The following is a 20,062-nucleotide window of genomic DNA, read 5'->3' on the forward strand; positions in this document are numbered from 1 at the left end:
CGCGTTTGCGAGGGACCGGCCCGGCAATACGATGCACAGTCGATGCAAGTTGCCGCCTCCCCCGCACCCTCCGCAGGGTGGGAGAAGCCGGAAGGACGTGGCACCCACCGGCGGAACCGTCTTCGGGCGGGACCGCCGCGGAGCGCTCCGGACGTCCGGCCACCGCACCCACCGCGGGGACGGGGAACGCCGGCCAGGAGGAGCAGTCACCATGACCGCACGTCAGACCGCCGAGACGACCGTCGACGTCGGCCGGCCGTGGACGCCGGTGGAGGAGTCGCTCACCGACGCCGAGCTGGCCACCGGGTTCGCCGCGGGCAGTGAGGCCTGCCTGTCCGCGGCCTACCACCGCTGGGGCCGCCTGGTCCACACGCTCGCCCGGCGCACCCTGGGCGACTCCCGCGAGGCGGAGGACGTCACGCAGGCCGTGTTCCTGGCCGCGTGGCAGGGCCGCGGCAACTTCGCGCCCGAGCGGGGCCCGCTCGCCGCGTGGCTGGTGGGGATCACCCGCCGCAAGATCGCCGACGCTCTGTCCGCCCGGACCCGCCGCGCCGACCTGGTGGCGGCCGTCGGCGCCACCGTCTCCCTCGCCGGGGAGGACCCCGCCGCCCAGCCGGAGTCGGTCCTGGACCGGGTGCTGATCGGGCAGGAGCTGGCGAAGCTCCCGTCGCCGCAGCGCCGGGTCCTCAGCCTCGCCTTCTACGACGACCTCACCCAGACCCAGATCGCCCAGCTCACCGGCTGGCCCCTGGGCACCGTCAAGAGCCACGCCCGCCGCGGCCTGCACCGCCTCGCCCACTGGATCGGCGAGACGCCGGAAGTCCGGGCGGCCTGAGGCGGGGCCGGACGATCGGAGCAAGGGCGGCCCCGGTCGCCCGCCCGGACCCGTGAAGGCGGCCCAGGAACGCCATTGGCACTCCGCGAACGCCTCACGCCGAGGCAACCGCTGCGCGACCGCTGCGACCGCACAGGAAGGCCCATCCGCTCACCCCACCCCGACCCGCCCCCCACTTCGCCGCACCACGGATGCGGCGCGCCCGCCCCGCCCCGCCTGCATCCGTTCCGGCCCCGCTCCCGGAATGCTGGCGGCGGAAGGGACGGCCGGGGTCGCCGAGGCGGCTCCGCGGGCGCGTGGAGAGGGAGATCCGGTGATCGAGTCGGAGGTGGCCATCGTGGGCGCGGGGGCCGCCGGTCTCTCCCTGGCGTACCGGCTGGCCCGCACGGGCCCCGGCCGGGCCGCGCCGACGGTCACCCTGATCGAGGCCCCGCCGGGCCCCCGGCGTCCGCCCGAGCGGACCTGGTGTTTCTGGGAGGCGGGCGCGGGCCCGTACGAACCGGTGGTGGCCGCGTCCTGGGAGCGGCTGCGGGTGCACGGGCCGCGCGGTCGGCGCCACGACACGGGCCTCGCGCCGCTGCGCTACAAGATGATCCGCTCCGCCGACTTCGAGCGGTTCGTGGACCGGCGGCTGGCCGACGCGCCGACCGTGCGGCGGCTGGAGGCGACGGTGGAGTGCGTGCAGGGCGTGCCCGGCGGCGCCGAGATCCTCGCGTACGACGCCGACGGCCGCCCCCGGCCCGTACGGGCGCGGTGGGTCTTCGACTCCCGGCCCCTCGGCAGCCTCCCGGCCGCGCGCACGACGCTGCTCCAGCACTTCCACGGCTGGTTCGTGCGGACCGGGCGGCCGGTGTTCGACCCGGCGGTGGCGGACCTGATGGACTTCCGCACCCCGCAGCCCGCCCGGGGCCTGTCCTTCGGGTACGTGCTGCCGCTCGCCCCCGACCTGGCGCTCGTGGAGTACACCGAGTTCTCCGGGACCGTCCTGTCCCGCACCGGCTACGAGGCCGCGCTGCGCCGCTACACGCGTGACGTCCTCGGGCTGGGCGGCTTCGAGGTGGTGGCGACCGAGTCGGGGGTGATCCCGATGACGGACGCCGTGTTCGCCCGCCGCACGGGCGAGTCGGTCTTCCGGATCGGGGCGGCGGGCGGCGCCACCCGCCCCTCGACCGGCTACACCTTCGCCGCCGCGCAACGGCAGGTCGCGGCCGTCGCGTCGGCGCTGCGCGCCGGACGGCGGCCGGTCCCGCCGCCCGCGCACTCGGCGCGCTCCCGCTTCATGGACGCGGTGATGCTGCGCGCCCTCGACGCGGGGCGGGTCGACGGTGCCGCGTTCTTCGCACGGCTCTTCGCCCAGGTGCCCGCGCAGCGGCTGCTGCGGTTCCTCGACGGCCGGACCGGGCTGCGCGAGGACCTCTCCATCGGGGCGCACGTCCCCGTCCTGCCCATGCTCCGCACGGCGGCGGAGGTGCCGTTCCTCCCCCGCCGCCCGGCCCCCTGGCCGTAGCGACCCCCTGCCCGTAGCGACCCCCTGGGACGTGCCGGACCCGGGGCCACCGGCCTCAGCCGAACCCCGGCAGCCGACCCCCCGACCGCCACCCCGCACCACCTCCCCCACCCCGCACCACCCCACCCCCCGCTGTCCAAGATTCAGGAGCCCTCATGACCGTGCTGCGCGACGCGGATCTGGCCGTCGCCTTCGACCACGCCTCCCGTAGCTACGACACGCTGGTGGCCGCGAATCCCGGCTACCACGCGCATCTGCGCCGGTCGGCCCGCCGTCTGGGGCTGCCGGACGGCGGCGCGGGGCGCCGGGTGCTGGACCTGGGGTGCGGGACGGGCGCGTCGACCGCCGCCCTGGCCGCCGTGCTGCCGGGGGCGGAGATCACCGCGGTGGACGCCTCCGCCGGGATGCTAGAGCGGGCGGCGGCCAAGCCGTGGCCGCCCGGGGTGACGTTCCTGCACACCCCGGCGGAGCGCCTCGGCGAGGTCGGCGTGCACGGGCCGTTCGACGCGGTGTTCGCGGCCTACCTGTTCCGCAACACGGCCGACCCCGACGGGGTGCTGGGCACCGTGCGCGCTCTGCTGGCGCCGGGCGGGCGGCTGGGCGTGCACGAGTACACGCTGAGCGGGCGCCGGAGGGACCGGGCGGTGTGGACGGCGGTGTGCGGCGGGTTCGTGCTGCCGGTGGCGACGGCGCTCGGCGACGGACCGCTGTACCGGCACCTGTGGCGCAGCGTGGTGGAGTTCGACACGGCGGGCGCGTTCGCGGAGCGGGTGCGCGACGCCGGGTTCGACCGGGTGCGGGTGCTGCCGCTGCCCGGCTGGCAGACCGGGATCACGCACACGATCGTCGCGCGCCGCGCCGACCTGCCGGAGGGTGCCCGGTGAGCCGCGGCCGTACGTCCGCCGCGGGGACCGCCCGGCGCGGGCGGGACCGGCGGGCCGTGGTCCTGCCCGCGCCCGCCGGGGCCGACCGGGTCGGACCGGAGCCGCGCAGCACGGCCGTGATCGGCGGGGGCATCGCGGGCCTGGCCGCCGCGACCGGCCTCGCGGAGCGGGGGGTGCGGGTGACCGTGTACGAGCGGGAGGCGGGCCTCGGCGGGCGGCTGTCCGGCCGGGCCGTGACGCTCGGCGACGGTTCGACCGCCACCATGACCCGCGGCTTCCACGCCTTCTTCCGCCAGTACTACAACCTGCGGGGCCTGTTGCGCCGTACGGACCCCGGCCTGGGGCGGCTGGTGCCGCTGCCGGACTATCCGCTGGAGCACGGCGCGGGCCTGCGGGACAGCTTCCGCCGGGTGCCGCGCACCCCGCCCTGGAGCGCGCTGGGGTTCGTGGCGCTGAGCCCCAGCTTCGGCGCCCGTGACCTGCTGCGGATGAACCCGGTGGCGGCGCTGCCGCTGCTCGACGTGCGGGTGCCGGAGGTGTACGAGCGGCTGGACGGGGTCAGCGCGCACGACTTCCTGGAGTCGATCCGCTTCCCGGAGGCCGCCCGGCACCTGGCGTTCGAGGTGTTCTCGCGGAGTTTCTTCGCCGATCCGCGGGAGCTGTCGGCGGCGGAGATGGTGCTGATGTTCCACATCTACTTCCTCGGTTCGGCCGAGGGGCTTCTCTTCGACGTGCCGCGCGAGCCGTTCCCGCAGGCGCTGTGGAATCCGCTGGCCCGCTATCTGGAGCGGCACGGCACGGAGGTCCGGACGTCCACGGCGGTCGAGAGCGTCACCCCCGCGCCGGGCGGCCGGTTCGCCGTCGCGACGACCGACGGGGAACAGGTGTACGACACCGTGGTCCTGGCGCTCGACACGCCCGGCCTGCGGACCCTCGTCGGGCGGTCGCCCGGTCTGGGCGACGAGGCGTGGCGGGAGCGGGTGGACCGGCTGCGGACGGCCCCGCCGTTCCTGGTGTCCCGGCTCTGGCTGGACCGTCCGGTGGCGGCCGACCGTCCAGGGTTCCTGGGCACCGCCGGGTACGGCTCGCTCGACAACGTGAGCGTGCTGGACCGCTGGGAGGGCGAGGCCGCGCGCTGGGCCGGGCGGACCGGCGGTTCGGTGGTGGAGCTGCACGCCTACGCGCTCGGCGCGGGCGCCTCGCCGGAGGCGGAACGCAGGCGGCTGCTGGAGGAGCTGCGGCGGGTCTACCCCGAGACCCGCACGGCGCGGGTCGTCGACGAGCGGCACGAGTGGCGTGCCGACTGCCCCATGTTCCCGGTCGGCGGCCACGCGGACCGGCCCACCGTCCGTACCTCCGATCCGGGGCTGGTGGTGGCGGGCGACCTGGTCCGTACGGATCTCCCGGTGGCGTTGATGGAGCGGGCCGCGACCAGCGGTTTCCTGGCGTCCAACGCACTGCTGGAGCGGTGGGGGGTACGGGGGCAGACGCTGTGGACCGTCCCGAACCGGGGGCGGGGCGCCGTGCTGCGGGCTCTGTCGGGCCGGGCGGGCGCGGGCACCGGTCGCGGCGGCGGGCGGTCCGGCGGTCCGGCGGGCGTTCCGGGCGGGCGGTCGGCGGGCGACAGGGCCGCAGATTCACCCGACCGCCCGCAACCGGATGCGGCATCTGTCCGGAATAGGGGGTGATCGGGCGCCGCGCGGCGCCCCTGAGGGCTCCCGGTTCCTTTCCGGCCGGGGGCCGCACGGTCGCCCCGGCCGGAAAGGAACCGCCATGAGACTCCGTGACGAACTCCCCGTCGACCACCGGCTCGCCCGGGTGTACCGCTACGGTGCCGCGTTCTGCGGTGTGGTCCTGCTGGTCTTCGGCTCGCTGGGCTTCGCCGACGCCCTCACGCCGTTCGACACCGACGGTCAGCAGGTGGCGGGGCTGACCACGAACGGCGTGCTCAGCCTCATCTCGGTCGTGGTCGGGCTGGCCCTGGTCGCGGGCGGCGTGGTGGGCGGGAACGTCGCGTCCACGCTGAACATGGTGGTGGGGTCGCTGTTCCTGCTCAGCGGCTTCGTCCACGTCTTCATCCTCGACCGGTCGGCGAACGTGCTCGACTTCGGCATGACCAACGTGATGTTCAGCTTCGTGATGGGGCTGGTGATCCTCACGTTCGGGATGTACGGGCGGGTCTCCAGCAAGCTGTCGCACGACAACCCGTACTGGCGCCGCCGTCACCCGCGGGAGGCGGCCCGGGAGTCCCTGGCCCGGCGGCGCGCCGCCGCCACCTCCGACCGGCCGGGGCTGCCGGGTCCGGCGGGCACCGCCGGACCCGCGCTCACCCCGGCCCCGGGCGGCCACGGCTGACCCGCCCCCACCCCGGCGCCCCGCACCCCGCATCCCTCCTCCCCTTCCCCCGCGCCCGCTCAGGGCAGGACGCCGGCCGGACCGCGCGCCTCGTCGCGCAGCCGGGCGGCGTCCTTGCTGGGCGCCTCCCCGAACTGGCGCCGGTACTCGCGGCTGAACTGCGAGGCGTTGTCGTAGCCGACGCGGCGGCCGACGGCCGTGACGTCGTGGGGGTGGGTGGTGAGCAGGACGCGGGCCTCCTGGAGGCGGATCTGCTTCTGGAACTGGATGGGGCTCATCGCGGTGACCGCCTGGAAGTTGCGGTGGAACGCGGAGACGCTCATCCCGCACAGCCCGGCCACGTCCGCCACCTTGAACGGCTGCGCGTAGTGCTCACGAATCCAGCCCACCGCCCGCGCGACATGACTCAGCCCGCTGTCGGCGAGCCCCAACTGCCGTACGGTCGCGCCCTGTTCGCCGGTGATGAGCCGCCAGAGGATCTCGCGTTGCACGAGGGGCGCGAGGACGGTCCGGTCGCGCGGCGCGTCGAGGAGCCGCAGCAGCCGGACCACCGCGTCCAGGAGGGCGTCCGGGGCGTCGCTGACGGCGATGCCGGGTGGGGCGCCCCCGGCGTCGCGGGGCGTGTCCCCCGGTCCGGCGCGCAACAGGAGGTCGGCGACGGCCGAGGGGTCGAGGGTGAGGCCGAAGCCCAGGGCGGGCCGGTCGGGGGACGCGTCGACGAAGTGCCCAGTGACGGGCAGATCGACGGAGGCGACGAGGTACTGGCCCGCGCCGTACTCGTACACCCGGTCGCCGAGGGCGAGGCGCTTGGCGCCCTGCGCGATGACCGCCAGCACCGTGCCGGTCATGGACGGCGCGGACGGGTCGGACCGGTCCACGCGGGAGATGAGGACGCCGTCGATCGCGGTGGTCCAGTCGGGTCGGGCGTGCCGTTCGAGCAGGGCGCGGAACTCGTCCAGGAGCGCGGGGGTCATACCGGCATTCCAGCACGCCGCCCGGCCCTCACTCCCGCACGCGAGAGGATCGTGCAAGCGGCAGCGAGCATCGTTCTAACGTTTCCCCTGGTCAGAGCCGTTCAATGGAATCACGTCGCTCTTCCGTGAGCGAGAGTCCGTACCGCGGGCAGGAGTCCGCGCGGCGGACGGAACGATTCCCACCCCTGATCCAGGAGGAACCCATGAAGGTCGCCGTCGTCACCGGAGCCAGCTCGGGCATCGGACGCAGCGCCGCCCTGCACCTCGCCCGGCGCGGCGCGGGCGTGATCCTGACCTACGGCCGCAACGCGGAGGGCGGCCGGGAGACCGTCGCGCTGATCGAGAAGGAGGGCGGGACGGCGGTGGCGCTGCCGCTGGACCTCGGGGACAGCGGCACGTTCGACGCCTTCCGCGACTCCGTCGCCGAGGTCCTCGGCGCGACCTGGGGGCGGACCACCTTCGACCAGCTGGTCAACAACGCGGGCAGCTCGCACGCGGCGCCGGTCGAGCGGATGACGGAGGAGGACTTCGACCGGCTCGCGCGGGTCCTGCTCAAGGGTCCGTACTTCCTGACGCAGCGGCTGCTCCCGCTGCTGGCCGACGGCGGCGCGATCGTCCACACGAGCAGCAGCTCGACCGCCCCGTACGGGGTGGAGCCCGGCTACTCGGCCTACGCGGCGATGAAGGGCGGGGTGGACGTGCTGACCCGGTGCATGGCCAAGGAGTTCAGCGTGCGCGGCATCCGGGTCAACGCGGTGTCGCCGGGCCCGACGAGGACCCGGCTCGGCGACGACGCCTTCAGCCGCTTCCCCGAGGTGATCGAGGGCCTGGCCGCCCGCACGGCCCTGGGCCGCCTCGGTGAGCCCGACGACATCGGCGCGGTCATCGCCACGCTGGCGTCGGAGGAGAGCGCGTGGGTGACGGGCCAGGTCGTCGAGGCGTCGGGCGGCTACAACCTCTAGCTACGGCACGGCAGTTCGTCCCGCCCGAGGTCAGGCGGTCGGCCGACGCTCCGCAGAGCGGCGGCCGACCGCCCGGCCCCTTCCCCGTACGAGGTGACGCGGCGTCAGCAGTAGAGGTTGCCGCCCGCGGAGACGCCCAGGATCTGGGTGAACTGCTGGTACTTGGTGACCCGGCTCTGGACCTGGGCCGGGTTGCGGCCGTCGCATTCCAGGGAGCCGTTGATGGAGCGGATGGTCTGGCCGAAGCCCGCGCCGTTGACGATGGCGTTGTGCGGGGTCATGGAGCCGGGGCCGGACTGGGTGTTCCAGTACCAGAGGGCGGTCTTCCAGGCGACGGCGGCGTCGTTCTGCACCAGCCAGGGGTTGTTGAGGAGGTCGATGCCGAGGGCGTCGCCCGCCGCCTTGTAGTTGAAGTTCCAGCTGAGCTGGATGGGGCCGCGCCCGTAGTAGGCGGACTGGCCCGCGGGGCAGCCGTACCACTGGCCCCAGTCGCAGTAGTGGGAGTAGTTGGCGGTGTTCTGCTCCACGACGTGGACCAGGCCGCCGGTCTCGTGGCTGACGTTGGCGAGGAAGGCCGCGGCCTCCTGCTTCTTGGTGGTGTCGCTGCCGGATGTGGCGAAGCCCGGGTAGGCGCTGAGGGCGGCCCGCAGCCCGCTGTACGTGTAGAAGCCGTTGCGGCCCGGGAACATCTGGTTGAACTGGGCCTCGGAGACGACGAAGCTGCCGACGGGGGTGCCGCTGCCGGAGTCGCAGGCGTACGGCTCCCAGTACCAGGTGCTGATGATCGGGTCGTAGCCCGGGTTGTCGTGCTCGGCGACGTAGGCCTTGCCGTCGGTGTAGCGGACGACGTCACCGGTGCGGTAGGCCTTCCCGGCGACCCAGTTCGGGTAGCTGGAACAGGCGGCGGCCGACGCGGGCGCGGCGGGCAGGAGCACCGGGGCGCTTCCTGCGAGGACGAGCGCGGTCAGGACGGCGGAGAGGTGGCGCCTCGACACGGGATCAACTCCTTCGCGGAGCACGGCCGTCCCCGACGGGGAGCAGGGCGCAGCGAGCCCTCCGAGCGCACCGGCGGACGCCGGTCGCGGCACGGGGCCGGCCGTGGTGGGGGGTGTGGAGGCACACTCAACCGCTTTGGTCTGTACCAGTCAAGGGTGTAGACCAATATGAGGGGTGAGGGCAGGCAGGAGCGCAGGTCACGGCGTCGAGTCACGCCGCTTCCCGGGCCGTTACGTAAGGGGTTGGCGGGCTGTCAGACGCGGGAGGAATCGTCCAGGGTCTCCGCCAGGTGCCCGAGCAGCCCCCGCAGCAGGTCCTCGTCGGTGCCGCCGACGGCGGGCCAGGCGCGGCGGGCGGCGCGGTCGGCGCGGCGCCAGTGGTCGCGACCGCGCGGGGTGAGGTGGACGAGGATGCGGCGGCGGTCGAGGGGGTCGACGCGGCGGTGGACGAGGTTCTGGTCCACGAGGTGGTCGACGAGCTTGGTGAGGGTCGGCGGGGGCAGGAAGGCGGCCTCGGCGATCGCCGTCATGTGGTGGCCGGTGCCGTCGGAGAGCAGCGACAGCACCCGCCAGGTCTCCAGGGAGCAGCCTTCCTCGTCGAGGGCGCTCTCCACCCGCCGGGACGCGAGCCGTTCGGCCCGGGTGAGGAGACGCATCAGATCATGGGGGCCACGCGAAGGTGAGGGAGACATCCCGGCATCCTGCTCCTAGGTCACGAGGTGCGTACATCGTAGGAGACGGACTGGAGTTCACCGGGCGGACGCGGAAGCATGACGTCATGTTCCGGCACGGTTCCCCCGCCCCCGAGTGGTTCACGGCCGACGGGTCGGTGCTCGGCGTGGCCCTGGTCTTCCCGATGCAGGGCCCGGCGGGGATCTTCGGACCGGCCTGCGAGCTGTGCGCGCGGCTCGCGGCGGAGGAGGTCAACCGGGACGGCGGGGTCCTCGGCCGCGAAGTGCGGCTGGTGCCCGTCGACGGCGGCGCCCCGCCCCGCGAAGTCGCCGACCAGGTCGAGGCGTTGGTGGACGTGGGCGCCGTGCAGGGCGTGACGGGCTGGCACATCTCCTCGGTACGGCAGGCCCTCGCGCCGCGCGTCGCCCACCGGGTGCCGTACGTCTACACCGCGCTGTACGAGGGCGGCGAGCACACCGCCGGGGTGTTCCTCACCAGCGAGACGCCGCGCGACCAGCTCCGGCCCGCGATGGTGCTGCTGGCGCACGAACGCCGGGTGCGCCGCTGGTTCGTCGTCGGCAACGACTACGTCTGGCCCCGCCGCACAGCCCGCGCCGCGCACGCCTACGCCCACGAGAGCGGCGGCCGGATCGACGGCGAGGTGTATCTGCCGCTGGGCACCCACGACTTCGGGCCGGTGCTGCGCCGCATCGAGCGCTCCGACGCGGACGCGGTGCTGCTGCTCCTCGTGGGCAGCGACGCGGTGCGCTTCAACCGGGCGTTCGCCGCCCACGGCCTGGACGCGCGCTGTCTGCGGCTGAGCACGCTGATGGACGAGAACATGCTGCTGGCGAGCGGCCCTTCGGCCACCGCCGACCTCTACAGCACGGCCGGGTTCTTCGCCTCCCTCGCCACCCGTGACACCCTCGACTTCCACGGCCGGTACGCGACCCGCTTCGGCTTCGACGCGCCGTCCCCGGGAAGTCTGGGCGAATCCTGTTACGAGGGCGTCCTGTTGCTCGCGGCGCTGCTGCGCGGCGCGGGCTCCCTGGACGTGACCGCGATCGGCGCGAAGGCCGACACCGTCTCCTACGAGGGACCACGCGGGCTGCTGCATCTGCGGGGCGGCCACGTCCGCCAGCGCATCTACCTGGCCCGCGCGGACGGCCCGGACTTCGACGTCCTCACCGAACTGGACCCGGACACGCCCCGTCCCTGACCGGCCGGATCGCCGCCGAGATGCTTCCCACGGAAAGTATCCGGAATGCCGACGGCGAATGGGAAAGGCGGGCCGGACGACGTCGGACGCGCCAACTCGCCCTCTCCGGAGGGCTTTTTTTGTTGCCTCCGGGAAAGTCCGGTGAAACACCGCGGAAACAGGCCGACTTGAGGCTGTGGACCGCACTTCAGGAGGTCTCTCCTCCGAAATCCGAGGGGGTTTGTCTTGTCCAGCGGTTCACCCATGCTCCGTCGTCGCGTCCTGGCCGGCGGTGGCGCGCTCGCGGCGGTCGTCGCGCTCTCCGCGTGCGGCGCGAAGACCGACGCGGCCGGCTCGTCGTCCGACAAGGCGGCGAAGATCGACGCCGACGGCGACACGGTCAAGGTCGGTCTGCTCAACTCGCTCTCCGGCACCATGGCGATCAGCGAGGTGACCGTCCGCAACTCGTTGCTGCTGGCCATCGACGAGATCAACGCCTCCGGCGGCGTGCTCGGCAAGAAGATCAAGCCGATCAGCGAGGACGGCGCCTCCGACTGGCCCACCTTCGCCGAGAAGGCCACCAAGCTCATCAAGGAGGACCAGGTCGCGGCCACCTTCGGCTGCTGGACCTCCGCGAGCCGCAAGGCCGTCAAGCCGGTCTTCGAGAAGAACCGGTCGCTGCTGTTCTACCCGGTGCAGTACGAGGGCCTGGAGCAGTCGCCGTACATCTTCTACACGGGCGCGACGACCAACCAGCAGATCGTCCCGGCGCTCGACTACCTCAAGAGCCAGGGCAAGAAGACGCTGTACCTGGTCGGCAGCGACTACGTCTTCCCGCGCACCGCCAACAAGGAGATCAAGGCCTACGCCGAGGCCAACGGGCTGAAGGTGGTCGGCGAGGACTACGCGCCCCTGGGCTCCACGGAGTTCAGCACGATCGCCAACAAGGTGAAGGCCGCCAAGGCGGACGCCGTGTTCAACACCCTCAACGGCGACTCCAACGTGGCGTTCTTCAAGGAGTACAAGTCCGCGGGCCTGACCGCGAAGGGCATGCCGGTGGTGTCGGTGTCGATCGCCGAGGAGGAGGTCAAGTCGATCGGACCGCAGTACCTGGCGGGCCAGTTGACGGCCTGGAACTACTACCAGACCACTCCGGGCGAGGCGAACGAGAAGTTCGTCGCCGCGTACAAGGCGAAGTACGGCAAGGACAAGCCGACCAGCGACCCGATGGAGGCCGCGTACACGTCGGTGCACCTGTGGGCGGCGATGGTGGCGAAGGCGGGCTCCTTCGACCCGGAGAAGGTGAAGGCCGCCTCGGACGGCATCACCTTCGACGCGCCCGAGGGCAAGGTCACCGTGGACGGCGCGACGCAGCACATCCACAAGACGGCCCGGATCGGGAAGATCGGCACCGACGGCCTGATCACCGAGGTGTGGAACTCGGGTGAGCCCGTGAAGCCCGACCCCTTCCTCAAGGGCTACGACTGGGCCTCCGGCCTGTCCTGACCGTCCGCCGTCCCCGGGGGACCGGCCGCTTCCGGTCCCCCGCCTCCCCCGCGGAGCCGCCCCGTGACCGTGATCCTCGGTCAGAGCTTCACCGGCATCTCCATCGGTGCCGTCCTCCTCCTCATCGCCCTCGGCCTGTCCCTCACCTTCGGCCAGATGAACGTCATCAACATGGCGCACGGCGAGTTCATCATGGCGGGCGCCTACACCACGTTCGTCCTCCAGAAGTCCATTTCCAGCGCCGGAATTTCGCTTCTCGTCGCGCTTCCCGTCGCATTTCTCGTCTCGGGGGCGCTCGGCGCACTCCTGGAATGGCTGCTGATCCGCCGTCTGTATCTCCGTCCCCTCGACACGCTTCTCGTCACCTGGGGCGTCTCGCTGATGCTCCAGCAGCTCGCCCGGGACGTCTTCGGCGCGCCGAACGTCCAGACGCGGGCGCCCGACGCGCTCACGGGGAACGTCACCGTCATCGGCGGCGCCGACCCGCTGACGTTCGCCACCAGCCGCCTGTTCATCCTCGGCCTCGCCGTCGCGGCCGTCGTCGCGCTCGCGCTGACACTGCGCCTGACCCCGCTGGGCCGCCGTATCCGGGCGGTCGTGCAGAACCGGGACCTCGCGGAGGTGTCCGGCATCTCCACCTCCCGCGTCGACCGCACCGCCTTCTTCCTCGGCTCGGGCCTCGCCGGGGTGGCGGGGGTGGCGCTCACGCTGGTCGGCCCGATCGGCCCGACGATGGGCACCAACGTCATCATCGACGCCTTCCTGGTGATCGTCGTCGGCGGGATCGGTCAGCTCAAGGGCACCGTGATCGTCGCGTTCGTGCTGGGCGTGCTCCAGTCGGTGCTGGAGTACTCGACGACGGTGTCCGTGGCGAAGGTGCTGGTCCTGGTCGGCATCGTCGCGTTCCTCCAGTGGCGGCCCCAGGGGCTGTACACGCTCCGCACGAGGAGTCTCGTATGAACGTCCTCAAGGGCGGCCCGGCGCGGGCCGCGGCCGGGTTCGCCGGGGCCGCCGTCCTGCTGTTCGGCCTCGCCCCGGCGCTGCTGTCCGACTTCCGGCTCGGGCTGCTCGCCAAGTACCTGTGCGTGGCGATGGTCGCCGTCGGGATCTGCCTGGCCTGGGGCCGCGGCGGTCTGCTGACGCTCGGCCAGGGCGTCTTCTTCGGCCTCGGCGGCTACGCCATGGCGATGCACCTGAAGATCGCGGACGCCGGTCCCGGCAATCTCCCCGACTTCATGCAGCTGTACGGCACCGCCACCGAACTCCCCTGGTGGTGGCGGCCGTTCGCCAACCCCGCGTTCGCGCTCGCCGCGACGGTGCTGCTGCCGATGGCGGTCGCGGCCGTGCTGGGCCTGTTCGTGTTCCGGCGCCGGGTGAAGGGCGCCTACTTCGCGATCCTCAGCCAGGCGCTGGCGTCCGCGTTCGCGATCTGGCTGATCGGCCAGCAGGCCACGACCGGCGGCACCAACGGACTCACCGACATCCAGGGCTTCTTCGGCTACGACCTCGACGACCCGGTGAACCAGCGGATGGTGTACTTCGTCATCGCCGCCGCCCTGCTGGCCCTGATCGCCCTCGCCCGCCAGCTCATCCACTCCCGCTACGGCGAACTCCTCGTCGCGGTACGGGACTCGGAGGAACGGGTGCGGTTCCTCGGCTACGACCCGGCGAACGTCAAGCTCGTCGCGTACGTCGTCGCGGCCGGGATGGCGGGCCTGGCGGGCGCTCTGTTCGTACCGGCCGTGGGGATCATCTCGCCCGCGCTGATCGGGATCGTGCCCTCGATCGAGTTCGTCATCGGCGCGGCCGTCGGCGGCCGGGCGAGCCTGGTCGGGGCGGTGCTCGGCGCGCTCGCCGTGGCGTGGGCGAAGACGGCCCTGTCGGAGGAGTTCCCGGCGGCCTGGACGTACTTCCAGGGGCTGCTGTTCGTGGTGGCGCTGGCGTTCCTGCCCGGCGGGCTGGCCTCGCTGGCGAAGGCGGTGCGCCGCCGCAGACCGGCGGCGGTCCCCGCCGCGCCCGTGACACCGGTGGGAGAGGCGGCATGAAGAACGCGCTCGGCACGAGGAACACCCTCGGCACGAAGGACGGCCCCGCCCCGACCGGCCCCGGCGGGCCGGCGCCCGGTCTGGAGGTGCGCGGGCTGCGCGTCGTCTTCGACGGGTTCACCGCCGTGGACGGCGTCGACCTCGACGTGCTCCCCGGCGACCTGCGGTTCCTGATCGGGCCGAACGGCGCGGGCAAGACCACCGTCGTGGACGCCGTCACCGGTCTGGTCCGGGCGAGCGGCTCGGTCCGCTTCGGCGGGCGGGAGCTGCTGGGGCGGCCGGTGCACAGGATCGCCCGGTCGGGCATCGGCCGCACCTTCCAGACGGCGACCGTGTTCGAGGAGCTGACCGTGCTCCAGAACCTCGACATCGCGGCGGGCGCGGGCCGGGGCGCGCTGACGATGCTGCGCCGCCGCCGGGGCGTCCCGGAGCCGGTGGCGCGGGCGCTGGACACGGTCGGGCTCGCGGACCTCGCCGACTCCCCCGCCGGGAGCCTCGCGCACGGCCAGAAGCAGTGGCTGGAGATCGGCATGCTGCTGGTGCAGGACGTGGCGCTGCTGCTCCTCGACGAGCCGGTGGCGGGCATGAGCCACGACGAACGGCGCGCCACCGGGGAGCTGTTGCGCCGCATCAGCGCGGACCGCACGGTCGTCGTCATCGAGCACGACATGGACTTCATGCGGTCCTACGCCCGCAGCGTGAGCGTGCTGCACGCGGGCCGGGTGCTCAGCGAGGGTTCGGTGGCCGACGTGCAGGCCGACCCGAAGGTGCAGGAGGTCTACCTCGGCCACACGGCCACCGAGGAGACCCCGCCCACCGGGGACACCCTGAACGCCGGGGACACCCTGTCCACCGGGGGCGGCCCGGCGGCCGGGGACACCGTCGACGCGGCCGTACGGGAGGCGTGATGCTGGAGATCGAGGACGTCCGGGTCGGCTACCACCGCAGCACGGTCCTGCACGGGGTGTCCGTCACGGTGCCGAAGGACGGCGTCACCGCGGTCCTCGGGCACAACGGCGCCGGGAAGAGCACCCTGCTGCGGGCGGCCGTCGGCCTGCTCACGCCGACGAGCGGCACGGTCCGTCTCGACGGCGAGGACATCACCCGGCGCAGGCCGCACGAGCGGGTCGCACGCGGGATGGCGTACGTCCCGCAGGGCCAGCAGGCGTTCCCGCACCTGACGACCGCGGAGAACCTCCAGCTGGTCGCGGACGGGCGGCGCGGCGGCGCGGCCCGGATCGCGGACGCGCTGGACCTGTTCCCCGCGCTGCGGACGCTGTCCGGGCGGCGGGCGGGGCTGCTGTCGGGCGGTCAGCGCCAGCAACTGGCCATCGCGCGGGCCCTGGTGACCGAGCCGCGGGTGCTGCTGCTGGACGAGCCGACGGAGGGCATCCAGCCGTCGGTGGTCGCGGAGATCGAGGAGACGATCCTCGCGCTGGCCGCGCGCGGCGGCCTGTCGGTCCTGCTGGTCGAGCAGCACGTCGGGTTCGCCCTGCGGGCCGCCCAGCGCCACCACGTCCTGGAGGCGGGCCGCGTCACCTCCTCCGGCACGGGCGGCCGGGACGCCGAGCGATCGGTGCGGGAGGCGCTGAGCGTGTGAGCGGCGGGCCGCTGAACGGGGGCGGCGGGCCGGGTGGGCGGACGTCCCGGCCGGTCCGGCGCGTGCGGCGCGCCGCAGGGTGCGGGCACCGGGAGAATCGGGGGATGACCGCACCGCACCCGCTCGTCGTCCGCGCCCGTCGGCTGGCCGACGACCTCCTCGTCCCGCAGGCCGAACGCGTCGACCAGGACGGCGTCCCCGCGTCCCACCTGGCGGCGGTCCGGGCGTCGGGGCTGCTGGGCATCAACGCGCCCCTCGCGTACGGCGGTTCGGCCGTGCCCGCGGCGGTGGGGCGGGAGACGGCCGAGATCCTCGCCGGGGCGTGCTGCTCGACGTGGTTCGTACAGACGCAGCACCACACGCCCGTGCTCACCCTGGTGCGCGGGGAGAGCACGGCCCGTGAGCGGCTGCTGGGTCCGCTGGCCCGCGGCGAACTGCTGTCGGGGGTGGCGTACGCCCATCTGCGGGCGTATCCGAGGACGCCGGTGACGGCGACCCGGGAGGCGGGCGGCTGGCGGTTCGACGGGACGGTGCCCTGGTACACGGGCTGGGGCCTCAACGACGTGATGCTGCTGGCCGGGGTGACCGGCGGCGGGGAGGCCGTGTTCGCGTTCACCGAGGCCCGGGAGGGGCCCGGTCTGCGCGCGTCGGAGCCGATGCGTCTCGCGGCGCTCTCGGCGGCCCGGACGGTGTCGCTGGAGCTGGACGGGCTGCGGGTGCCCGACGCGGCGGTGGCCCTGCGCACGCCGTACGACCGCTGGGCGGAGGGGGACCGGACGAAGGCGGTGTCGGCGAACCCGGCGGTGTTCGGGGTGGCCGAGGCGGCTCTCGCGCTGCTCGCCCCGGAGCACGAGGACGTGGCGGGCCCGCTGCGCGCCCGCCTGGCCGAGGTCCGCGCCCGCGCCTACGCGCTCGCCGACCATCCGGTGCCGTCCGAGCGGCTGGACGAGCGGCTGGCCGCCCGGGTCGAGGCGTTCGAGGTGCTCGGGGCGGCGACGACGGCCGCGGTGGTGGCCGGTGGCGGGCGGGCGCTGGCGCTGACCGGGCGGGCCCAACGCCTCGCGCGGGAGGCCCTGTTCCTCCTGGTGCAGGGCCAGACGCGGGAGTCGCGCCTGGCCCACCTGGATGTCCTGGCCCGGTGAACTAGCGTGCGGCGAAGGGCACCTGGACGGTCCCGGCCGTCTTCCCGGCGGGATGCTTCCACAGGCCTTCCCCGGCGAGGAGGGGCAGGACGCCCTCGCCGAACCAGTAGGCCTCCTCCAGGTGCGGGTAGCCGGACAGCACGAACTCGTCGATGCCGAGGGCGGCGTACTCCTTGACGCGGTCGGCGACCTCGGCGTGGCTGCCGACGAGGGCGGTGCCCGCGCCGCCGCGCACGAGGCCGATCCCGGCCCACAGGTTGGGGTGGATCTCCAGGCCGTCGCGGCTGCCGCCGTGCAGGGCGAGCATCCGGTGCTGGCCCTCGGACTCGCTGCGCGCCAGGCCCTCCTGGACGGACCTCACGGTGGCGGGGTCGAAGCCGTCGAGCAGCCGGTCGGCCTCCGCCCAGGCGGCCGCGGCGGTGTCGCGGGTGATGACGTGCAGCCGGATGCCGAACCGTACGGTCCTGCCCTCCCGCGCGGCGAGTTCCCTGACCCAGGCGATCTTCTCGGCGACCTGGGCGGGCGGTTCGCCCCAGGTGAGGTAGACGTCGGCGTGCCGCGCGGCGATCTCTCCGGCGATCGGGGAGGAGCCGCCGAAGTACACGGCGGGCACGGGGTCGGGGACGCGGGCGAGCCGGGCGTCCTCGACGGCGAGGTGCTCGCCCTTGAGGTCGACGGTGCCGCCCGCCCACAACTCCCGCACCACCTGGAGGAATTCGCCGGTGCGGCGGTAGCGGTCGTCCTTGTCGAGAAAGTCGCCGTAGGCGCGCTGCTCGTGGCTCTCGCCGCCGGTGACGACGTTGAGCAGGACCCGTCCGCCGGTCTGCCGCTGGAAGGTGGAGGCCATCTGGGCGGCGAGGGTCGGGGAGAGGAAGCCGGGGCGGAACGCGACCAGGAACTTGAGCCTTTCGGTGTGCTGGCTGACCATGGCGGTGGTGAGCCAGGCGTCCTCGCACCAGGCGCCGGTCGGGGTGAGCGCGCCCTCGAAGCCGAGGTCCTCGGCGGCGCGGGCGATCTGGCTCAGGTAGGCGACGGTCGGCGGCCGGTCCCGGCCGGAGGCGGTGACGGAGGTGCCGTGGCCGCCGCCGACGACGTGCCGGCTGTCTCCGTTGGTGGGGAGGAACCAGTGGAAGGTGAGGGACACGGGCGGGGTCTCCGTTCGGTGCGGGGGGCTACAGCAGGCCGTGGCGGGGCGGCCGGGTGCCGTGCAGGACGTGGCGGCCGAGGTGCTGGAGCTTCCAGCGCGGCGGGTCGTGCAGGGTGTGGGTGCGGGCGTCGCGCCAGTGCCGGTGCAGGTTGAGGGAGTCGAGGGCGGAGCGGGTGCCGGACACCTCGAAGAGGGCGTCGGCGAGTTCGACCGCGGTCGCGGCGGCGTGGACCTTGGCGGCGGCGACGGCGAGGGAGGCCTCGGCTGCGGTGTCGTCGGTGAGGTCGGCGCGGGCCGTGTCGACCGCGCGGGCCGCGGTGGCGAGCAGTGCCTCGGACGCCCGCAGCCGGAGGGCGAGTTCACCGAAGCGCTGGACGAGCAGCGGGTCCTCGGCGGCCGTCTCGACGCCGCTCTCGAACCAGGGGCGGCTCTTGGTGCGGACGAAGTCGACGGCTTCGGCGAGGGCGGCCGCGGCGAGCCCGGTGTCGATCGCCGCGTGCAGCAACTGGGCCACCGCGCCGTGGAGTTGCGGGCCCTCGAAGGTGAGGTGGTGGGGCAGGACGCGGTCGCGCGGGACGGGGACGGCGTCGAGGCGGACGGTGCCGCTGGCGGTGGTCCGCTGGCCCATGCCGTCCCAGTCGTCGACGACGGTGACGCCGGGGGCGTCGGCGGGGACGTACGCCACGTGCAGGAGGTCGTCCTCGGCGCGGGCGAGCACCGGTATCCAGTGGGCGAACAGGGCGCCGGTGGCGTAGTGCTTGACGCCGCTGAGGGTGTACGAGCCGTCGGGGCGGGGGGTGAGGCGGGTGCGGATGTCCTGGAGGTGCTTGGTCCCGGCCTCGGACTGGGCGTTGCCGAAGCGGCGTCCGGCGAGGAGTTCGGCGGAGAAGAACTTGCGCTGCTGTTCGGTGCCCTGGCGGCGGATCACGTTGACGTAGGCGAAGTGGCTCTGCGGGATCTGGGCGAGGCTGCCGTCGGCCGTGGCGAGGAGGCGGAAGATCTCGGCGAGGGTGGCCGCGCTCACGTCGGCGCCGCCGTGTTCCGCGGGGACGGTCACGCCGAGCAGCCCGGAGGCGGAGAGGCGGTCCATCTCCGGGCGGGGCAGGCGTCGTTCGGCGTCGCGGGCGGCGGCTCCGGGGCGGAAGGCGTCGGCCAGGGCCCGCGCCACGGCGAGGGCCTCGGCGTCGTCGGCGATGACATGCGCGGGCTCGGGCTCGGGCACGGCGGGGTCAGCTCGCCGCGGCGAGGTAGGGGGTGCGGCCGAGGGCGGTGGAGAACTGGTCGACGACCTGGGTGAGCGCCTTGGTGGCGCCGGGGGCGACGGTGAGGGAGCCGTCCTCGTGGACGGTGATGTCCTTGTCGAGGGTGAACCAGCCCTGGACGATGTGCGCGGCGCCCATCGAGGTGAGGACGGGGCGGAGGGCGTAGTCGATGGCGAGGACGTGGGCGACGGAGCCGCCGGTGGCGAGGGGGAGCACGGTCTTGCCGGTGAGGGCGTACTGCGGCAGCAGGTCGAGGAGGGCCTTGAGGACGCCGGAGTAGGAGGCCTTGTAGACGGGGGTGCCGACGACGACGCCGTCGGCGCGGGCGAAGAGGTCGGTGGCCTCGACGATCGCGGGGTGGCGGAAGTCGGCGCCGAGCAGGGCCTCGGCCGGGATGGTCCGGACGTCGAGCGGGATCACCTCGTGGCCCTGGGCGGCGAGCCGCTGGTCGAGGTGGCGCAGCAGGCGGCCGGTGCGGGAGGTGGCGGAGGGGCTGCCGGAGACGGACAGGACGGTGGCCATGCGGAACTCCTGGGCGCGGAAAGGAGCGGAAGGATGAGAGGACGAGAAGGGGGAAAGGAGTGAGAAAGGGGGCGTGGGGTGCGCTCCACCGGGTGTGGGGTGGGGTGCGCGGACCTGGAGGAGGGGAATCCCGGACGCGGTCGCGGCACGCGGCTGTCACCCGCCGCTGTTCAGGGGCGGGTGGGGTGCGGTGCGACGTGGGGGGAGAGAGGCGGCGGATCGGGGAGAATCAGGCCGCGGCGCGACAGGAGGCACTGGAGACGCGCGCGAGGTCGACATGGCGTCGCCGCGTGAGGTCCAGTCGCAGTCGCATGGTCATGTCGTCGATCGTGACAGCCGCCGGTCGGGGCAGTCAAGGAGAACCCGACCGGTCTCGTATCGCGGACCATTGATTTTCACGAAGGCGTGACAGGGAAACCCTTGAACGGCGGGCCCGTTCGCCGCCATGGTTCAGGC

The 20,062-nt window shown here is 73.8% G+C and carries 20 protein-coding genes; 13 read left to right on the forward strand and 7 right to left on the reverse strand.

All coding sequences use genetic code 11. From position 1 onward, the window contains the following. Window positions 1-211 precede the first annotated feature (211 nt). The 5 genes from ACIQPQ_RS09490 to ACIQPQ_RS09510 all read left to right on the forward strand — a co-directional run bounded on the left by ACIQPQ_RS09490 (window position 212) and on the right by ACIQPQ_RS09510 (window position 5,581). Window positions 212-835, forward strand: a complete 624-nt coding sequence (locus ACIQPQ_RS09490) for a sigma-70 family RNA polymerase sigma factor (protein ID WP_401301916.1) — start codon at window positions 212-214, stop codon at window positions 833-835. A 313-nt stretch (window positions 836-1,148) separates the two neighbouring features. Continuing rightward, complete coding sequence (locus tag ACIQPQ_RS09495) at window positions 1,149-2,342, forward strand: lycopene cyclase family protein (RefSeq protein ID WP_401301919.1); 1,194 nt, start codon at window positions 1,149-1,151, stop codon at window positions 2,340-2,342. A gap of 155 nt (window positions 2,343-2,497) precedes the next feature. Next, on the forward strand, window positions 2,498-3,226 hold the full coding sequence (locus ACIQPQ_RS09500; RefSeq protein WP_401301921.1) for a class I SAM-dependent methyltransferase: 729 nt from the start codon (window positions 2,498-2,500) through the stop codon (window positions 3,224-3,226). Continuing rightward, window positions 3,223-4,914: an FAD-dependent oxidoreductase gene (locus ACIQPQ_RS09505; protein ID WP_401301924.1), complete on the forward strand. Its 1,692-nt coding sequence runs from the start codon at window positions 3,223-3,225 to the stop codon at window positions 4,912-4,914. The genes ACIQPQ_RS09500 and ACIQPQ_RS09505 overlap by 4 nt, the downstream gene beginning before the upstream one ends. Before the next feature lie 85 nt (window positions 4,915-4,999). Beyond that, the gene (locus ACIQPQ_RS09510) at window positions 5,000-5,581 is read left to right on the forward strand and encodes a DUF4383 domain-containing protein (RefSeq protein ID WP_401301927.1); all 582 of its coding nucleotides are present in this window, start codon (window positions 5,000-5,002) and stop codon (window positions 5,579-5,581) included. 59 nt (window positions 5,582-5,640) lie between these two features. Here ACIQPQ_RS09510 and ACIQPQ_RS09515 read toward each other — a convergent pair whose 3' ends face one another. Further along, the gene (locus tag ACIQPQ_RS09515) at window positions 5,641-6,555 is read right to left on the reverse strand and encodes an AraC family transcriptional regulator N-terminal domain-containing protein (RefSeq protein WP_401301930.1); all 915 of its coding nucleotides are present in this window, start codon (window positions 6,553-6,555) and stop codon (window positions 5,641-5,643) included. Window positions 6,556-6,758: 203 nt separating this feature from the next. Here ACIQPQ_RS09515 and ACIQPQ_RS09520 point away from each other — a divergent pair, with 203 nt between their 5' ends. Continuing rightward, window positions 6,759-7,517, forward strand: a complete 759-nt coding sequence (locus ACIQPQ_RS09520) for an SDR family NAD(P)-dependent oxidoreductase (RefSeq protein ID WP_401301932.1) — start codon at window positions 6,759-6,761, stop codon at window positions 7,515-7,517. 104 nt (window positions 7,518-7,621) lie between these two features. On the opposite strand, the gene ACIQPQ_RS09525 is transcribed toward ACIQPQ_RS09520, so the two are convergent. Both ACIQPQ_RS09525 and ACIQPQ_RS09530 read right to left on the reverse strand, forming a co-directional pair. Then, window positions 7,622-8,512: a glycoside hydrolase family 19 protein gene (locus ACIQPQ_RS09525; RefSeq protein ID WP_401301935.1), complete on the reverse strand. Its 891-nt coding sequence runs from the start codon at window positions 8,510-8,512 to the stop codon at window positions 7,622-7,624. A 254-nt stretch (window positions 8,513-8,766) separates the two neighbouring features. After that, window positions 8,767-9,168 carry a MarR family winged helix-turn-helix transcriptional regulator gene (locus tag ACIQPQ_RS09530; RefSeq protein ID WP_401301938.1) on the reverse strand — a complete coding sequence of 134 codons (402 nt, stop codon included), beginning with the start codon at window positions 9,166-9,168 and terminating at the stop codon, window positions 8,767-8,769. 122 nt (window positions 9,169-9,290) lie between these two features. Here ACIQPQ_RS09530 and ACIQPQ_RS09535 point away from each other — a divergent pair, with 122 nt between their 5' ends. The 7 genes from ACIQPQ_RS09535 (at window position 9,291) to ACIQPQ_RS09565 (ending at window position 16,675) form a co-directional block, all read left to right on the forward strand. Then, window positions 9,291-10,403: a substrate-binding domain-containing protein gene (locus tag ACIQPQ_RS09535; RefSeq protein WP_401301940.1), complete on the forward strand. Its 1,113-nt coding sequence runs from the start codon at window positions 9,291-9,293 to the stop codon at window positions 10,401-10,403. A gap of 243 nt (window positions 10,404-10,646) precedes the next feature. Beyond that, on the forward strand, window positions 10,647-11,888 hold the full coding sequence (gene urtA / locus ACIQPQ_RS09540) for an urea ABC transporter substrate-binding protein (protein ID WP_401301943.1): 1,242 nt from the start codon (window positions 10,647-10,649) through the stop codon (window positions 11,886-11,888). Window positions 11,889-11,951: 63 nt separating this feature from the next. Continuing rightward, complete coding sequence (gene urtB / locus ACIQPQ_RS09545; RefSeq protein WP_401301946.1) at window positions 11,952-12,848, forward strand: urea ABC transporter permease subunit UrtB; 897 nt, start codon at window positions 11,952-11,954, stop codon at window positions 12,846-12,848. Then, a complete protein-coding gene (gene urtC / locus ACIQPQ_RS09550; protein WP_401301948.1) occupies window positions 12,845-13,933 on the forward strand; it encodes an urea ABC transporter permease subunit UrtC in 1,089 nt (362 codons plus the stop codon). Before urtB ends, urtC begins: the two co-directional genes overlap by 4 nt. Beyond that, entirely contained in the window at window positions 13,930-14,841 is a 912-nt protein-coding gene (gene urtD / locus ACIQPQ_RS09555) for an urea ABC transporter ATP-binding protein UrtD (RefSeq protein WP_401301951.1), read from the forward strand. The genes urtC and urtD overlap by 4 nt, the downstream gene beginning before the upstream one ends. Then, on the forward strand, window positions 14,841-15,533 hold the full coding sequence (gene urtE / locus ACIQPQ_RS09560; RefSeq protein ID WP_401301953.1) for an urea ABC transporter ATP-binding subunit UrtE: 693 nt from the start codon (window positions 14,841-14,843) through the stop codon (window positions 15,531-15,533). Before urtD ends, urtE begins: the two co-directional genes overlap by 1 nt. A 104-nt stretch (window positions 15,534-15,637) precedes the next feature. Continuing rightward, window positions 15,638-16,675 carry an acyl-CoA dehydrogenase family protein gene (locus ACIQPQ_RS09565; RefSeq protein ID WP_401301956.1) on the forward strand — a complete coding sequence of 346 codons (1,038 nt, stop codon included), beginning with the start codon at window positions 15,638-15,640 and terminating at the stop codon, window positions 16,673-16,675. Window position 16,676: 1 nt separating this feature from the next. Here the strand turns inward: ACIQPQ_RS09565 and ACIQPQ_RS09570 are convergent, their stop codons facing one another. The 4 genes from ACIQPQ_RS09570 to ACIQPQ_RS09585 all read right to left on the reverse strand — a co-directional run bounded on the left by ACIQPQ_RS09570 (window position 16,677) and on the right by ACIQPQ_RS09585 (window position 19,925). Further along, on the reverse strand, window positions 16,677-17,819 hold the full coding sequence (locus tag ACIQPQ_RS09570; protein ID WP_401301957.1) for an LLM class flavin-dependent oxidoreductase: 1,143 nt from the start codon (window positions 17,817-17,819) through the stop codon (window positions 16,677-16,679). 28 nt (window positions 17,820-17,847) lie between these two features. Then, window positions 17,848-19,044 (reverse strand): SfnB family sulfur acquisition oxidoreductase, encoded by a 1,197-nt coding sequence (locus ACIQPQ_RS09575; protein WP_401301960.1) that lies wholly within the window; start codon window positions 19,042-19,044, stop codon window positions 17,848-17,850. A gap of 7 nt (window positions 19,045-19,051) precedes the next feature. Further along, entirely contained in the window at window positions 19,052-19,606 is a 555-nt protein-coding gene (gene ssuE, locus ACIQPQ_RS09580; protein ID WP_401301963.1) for an NADPH-dependent FMN reductase, read from the reverse strand. Window positions 19,607-19,835: 229 nt separating this feature from the next. Beyond that, the gene (locus tag ACIQPQ_RS09585) at window positions 19,836-19,925 is read right to left on the reverse strand and encodes a putative leader peptide (RefSeq protein WP_383778962.1); all 90 of its coding nucleotides are present in this window, start codon (window positions 19,923-19,925) and stop codon (window positions 19,836-19,838) included. Window positions 19,926-20,062: the final 137 nt, after the last annotated feature.

This window comes from Streptomyces sp. NPDC091281 (assembly GCF_044757425.1).
Taxonomy (GTDB): domain Bacteria; phylum Actinomycetota; class Actinomycetes; order Streptomycetales; family Streptomycetaceae; genus Streptomyces.

Bases quoted from the DNA above. Each gene is read 5' to 3' on its own strand.
- ACIQPQ_RS09530 (WP_401301938.1), bottom strand. From the start codon at position 9,168: ATGCGTCTCCTCACCCGGGCCGAACGGCTCGCGTCCCGGCGGGTGGAG.
- urtD (WP_401301951.1), top strand. From the start codon at position 13,930: ATGAAGAACGCGCTCGGCACGAGGAACACCCTCGGCACGAAGGACGGC.
- ACIQPQ_RS09565 (WP_401301956.1), top strand. From the start codon at position 15,638: ATGACCGCACCGCACCCGCTCGTCGTCCGCGCCCGTCGGCTGGCCGAC.
- ACIQPQ_RS09535 (WP_401301940.1), top strand. From the start codon at position 9,291: ATGTTCCGGCACGGTTCCCCCGCCCCCGAGTGGTTCACGGCCGACGGG.
- ssuE (WP_401301963.1), bottom strand. From the start codon at position 19,606: ATGGCCACCGTCCTGTCCGTCTCCGGCAGCCCCTCCGCCACCTCCCGC.
- ACIQPQ_RS09500 (WP_401301921.1), top strand. From the start codon at position 2,498: ATGACCGTGCTGCGCGACGCGGATCTGGCCGTCGCCTTCGACCACGCC.
- ACIQPQ_RS09490 (WP_401301916.1), top strand. From the start codon at position 212: ATGACCGCACGTCAGACCGCCGAGACGACCGTCGACGTCGGCCGGCCG.
- ACIQPQ_RS09515 (WP_401301930.1), bottom strand. From the start codon at position 6,555: ATGACCCCCGCGCTCCTGGACGAGTTCCGCGCCCTGCTCGAACGGCAC.
- ACIQPQ_RS09510 (WP_401301927.1), top strand. From the start codon at position 5,000: ATGAGACTCCGTGACGAACTCCCCGTCGACCACCGGCTCGCCCGGGTG.
- urtC (WP_401301948.1), top strand. From the start codon at position 12,845: ATGAACGTCCTCAAGGGCGGCCCGGCGCGGGCCGCGGCCGGGTTCGCC.
- ACIQPQ_RS09585 (WP_383778962.1), bottom strand. From the start codon at position 19,925: ATGACCATGCGACTGCGACTGGACCTCACGCGGCGACGCCATGTCGAC.
- ACIQPQ_RS09520 (WP_401301932.1), top strand. From the start codon at position 6,759: ATGAAGGTCGCCGTCGTCACCGGAGCCAGCTCGGGCATCGGACGCAGC.
- urtA (WP_401301943.1), top strand. From the start codon at position 10,647: ATGCTCCGTCGTCGCGTCCTGGCCGGCGGTGGCGCGCTCGCGGCGGTC.
- urtE (WP_401301953.1), top strand. From the start codon at position 14,841: ATGCTGGAGATCGAGGACGTCCGGGTCGGCTACCACCGCAGCACGGTC.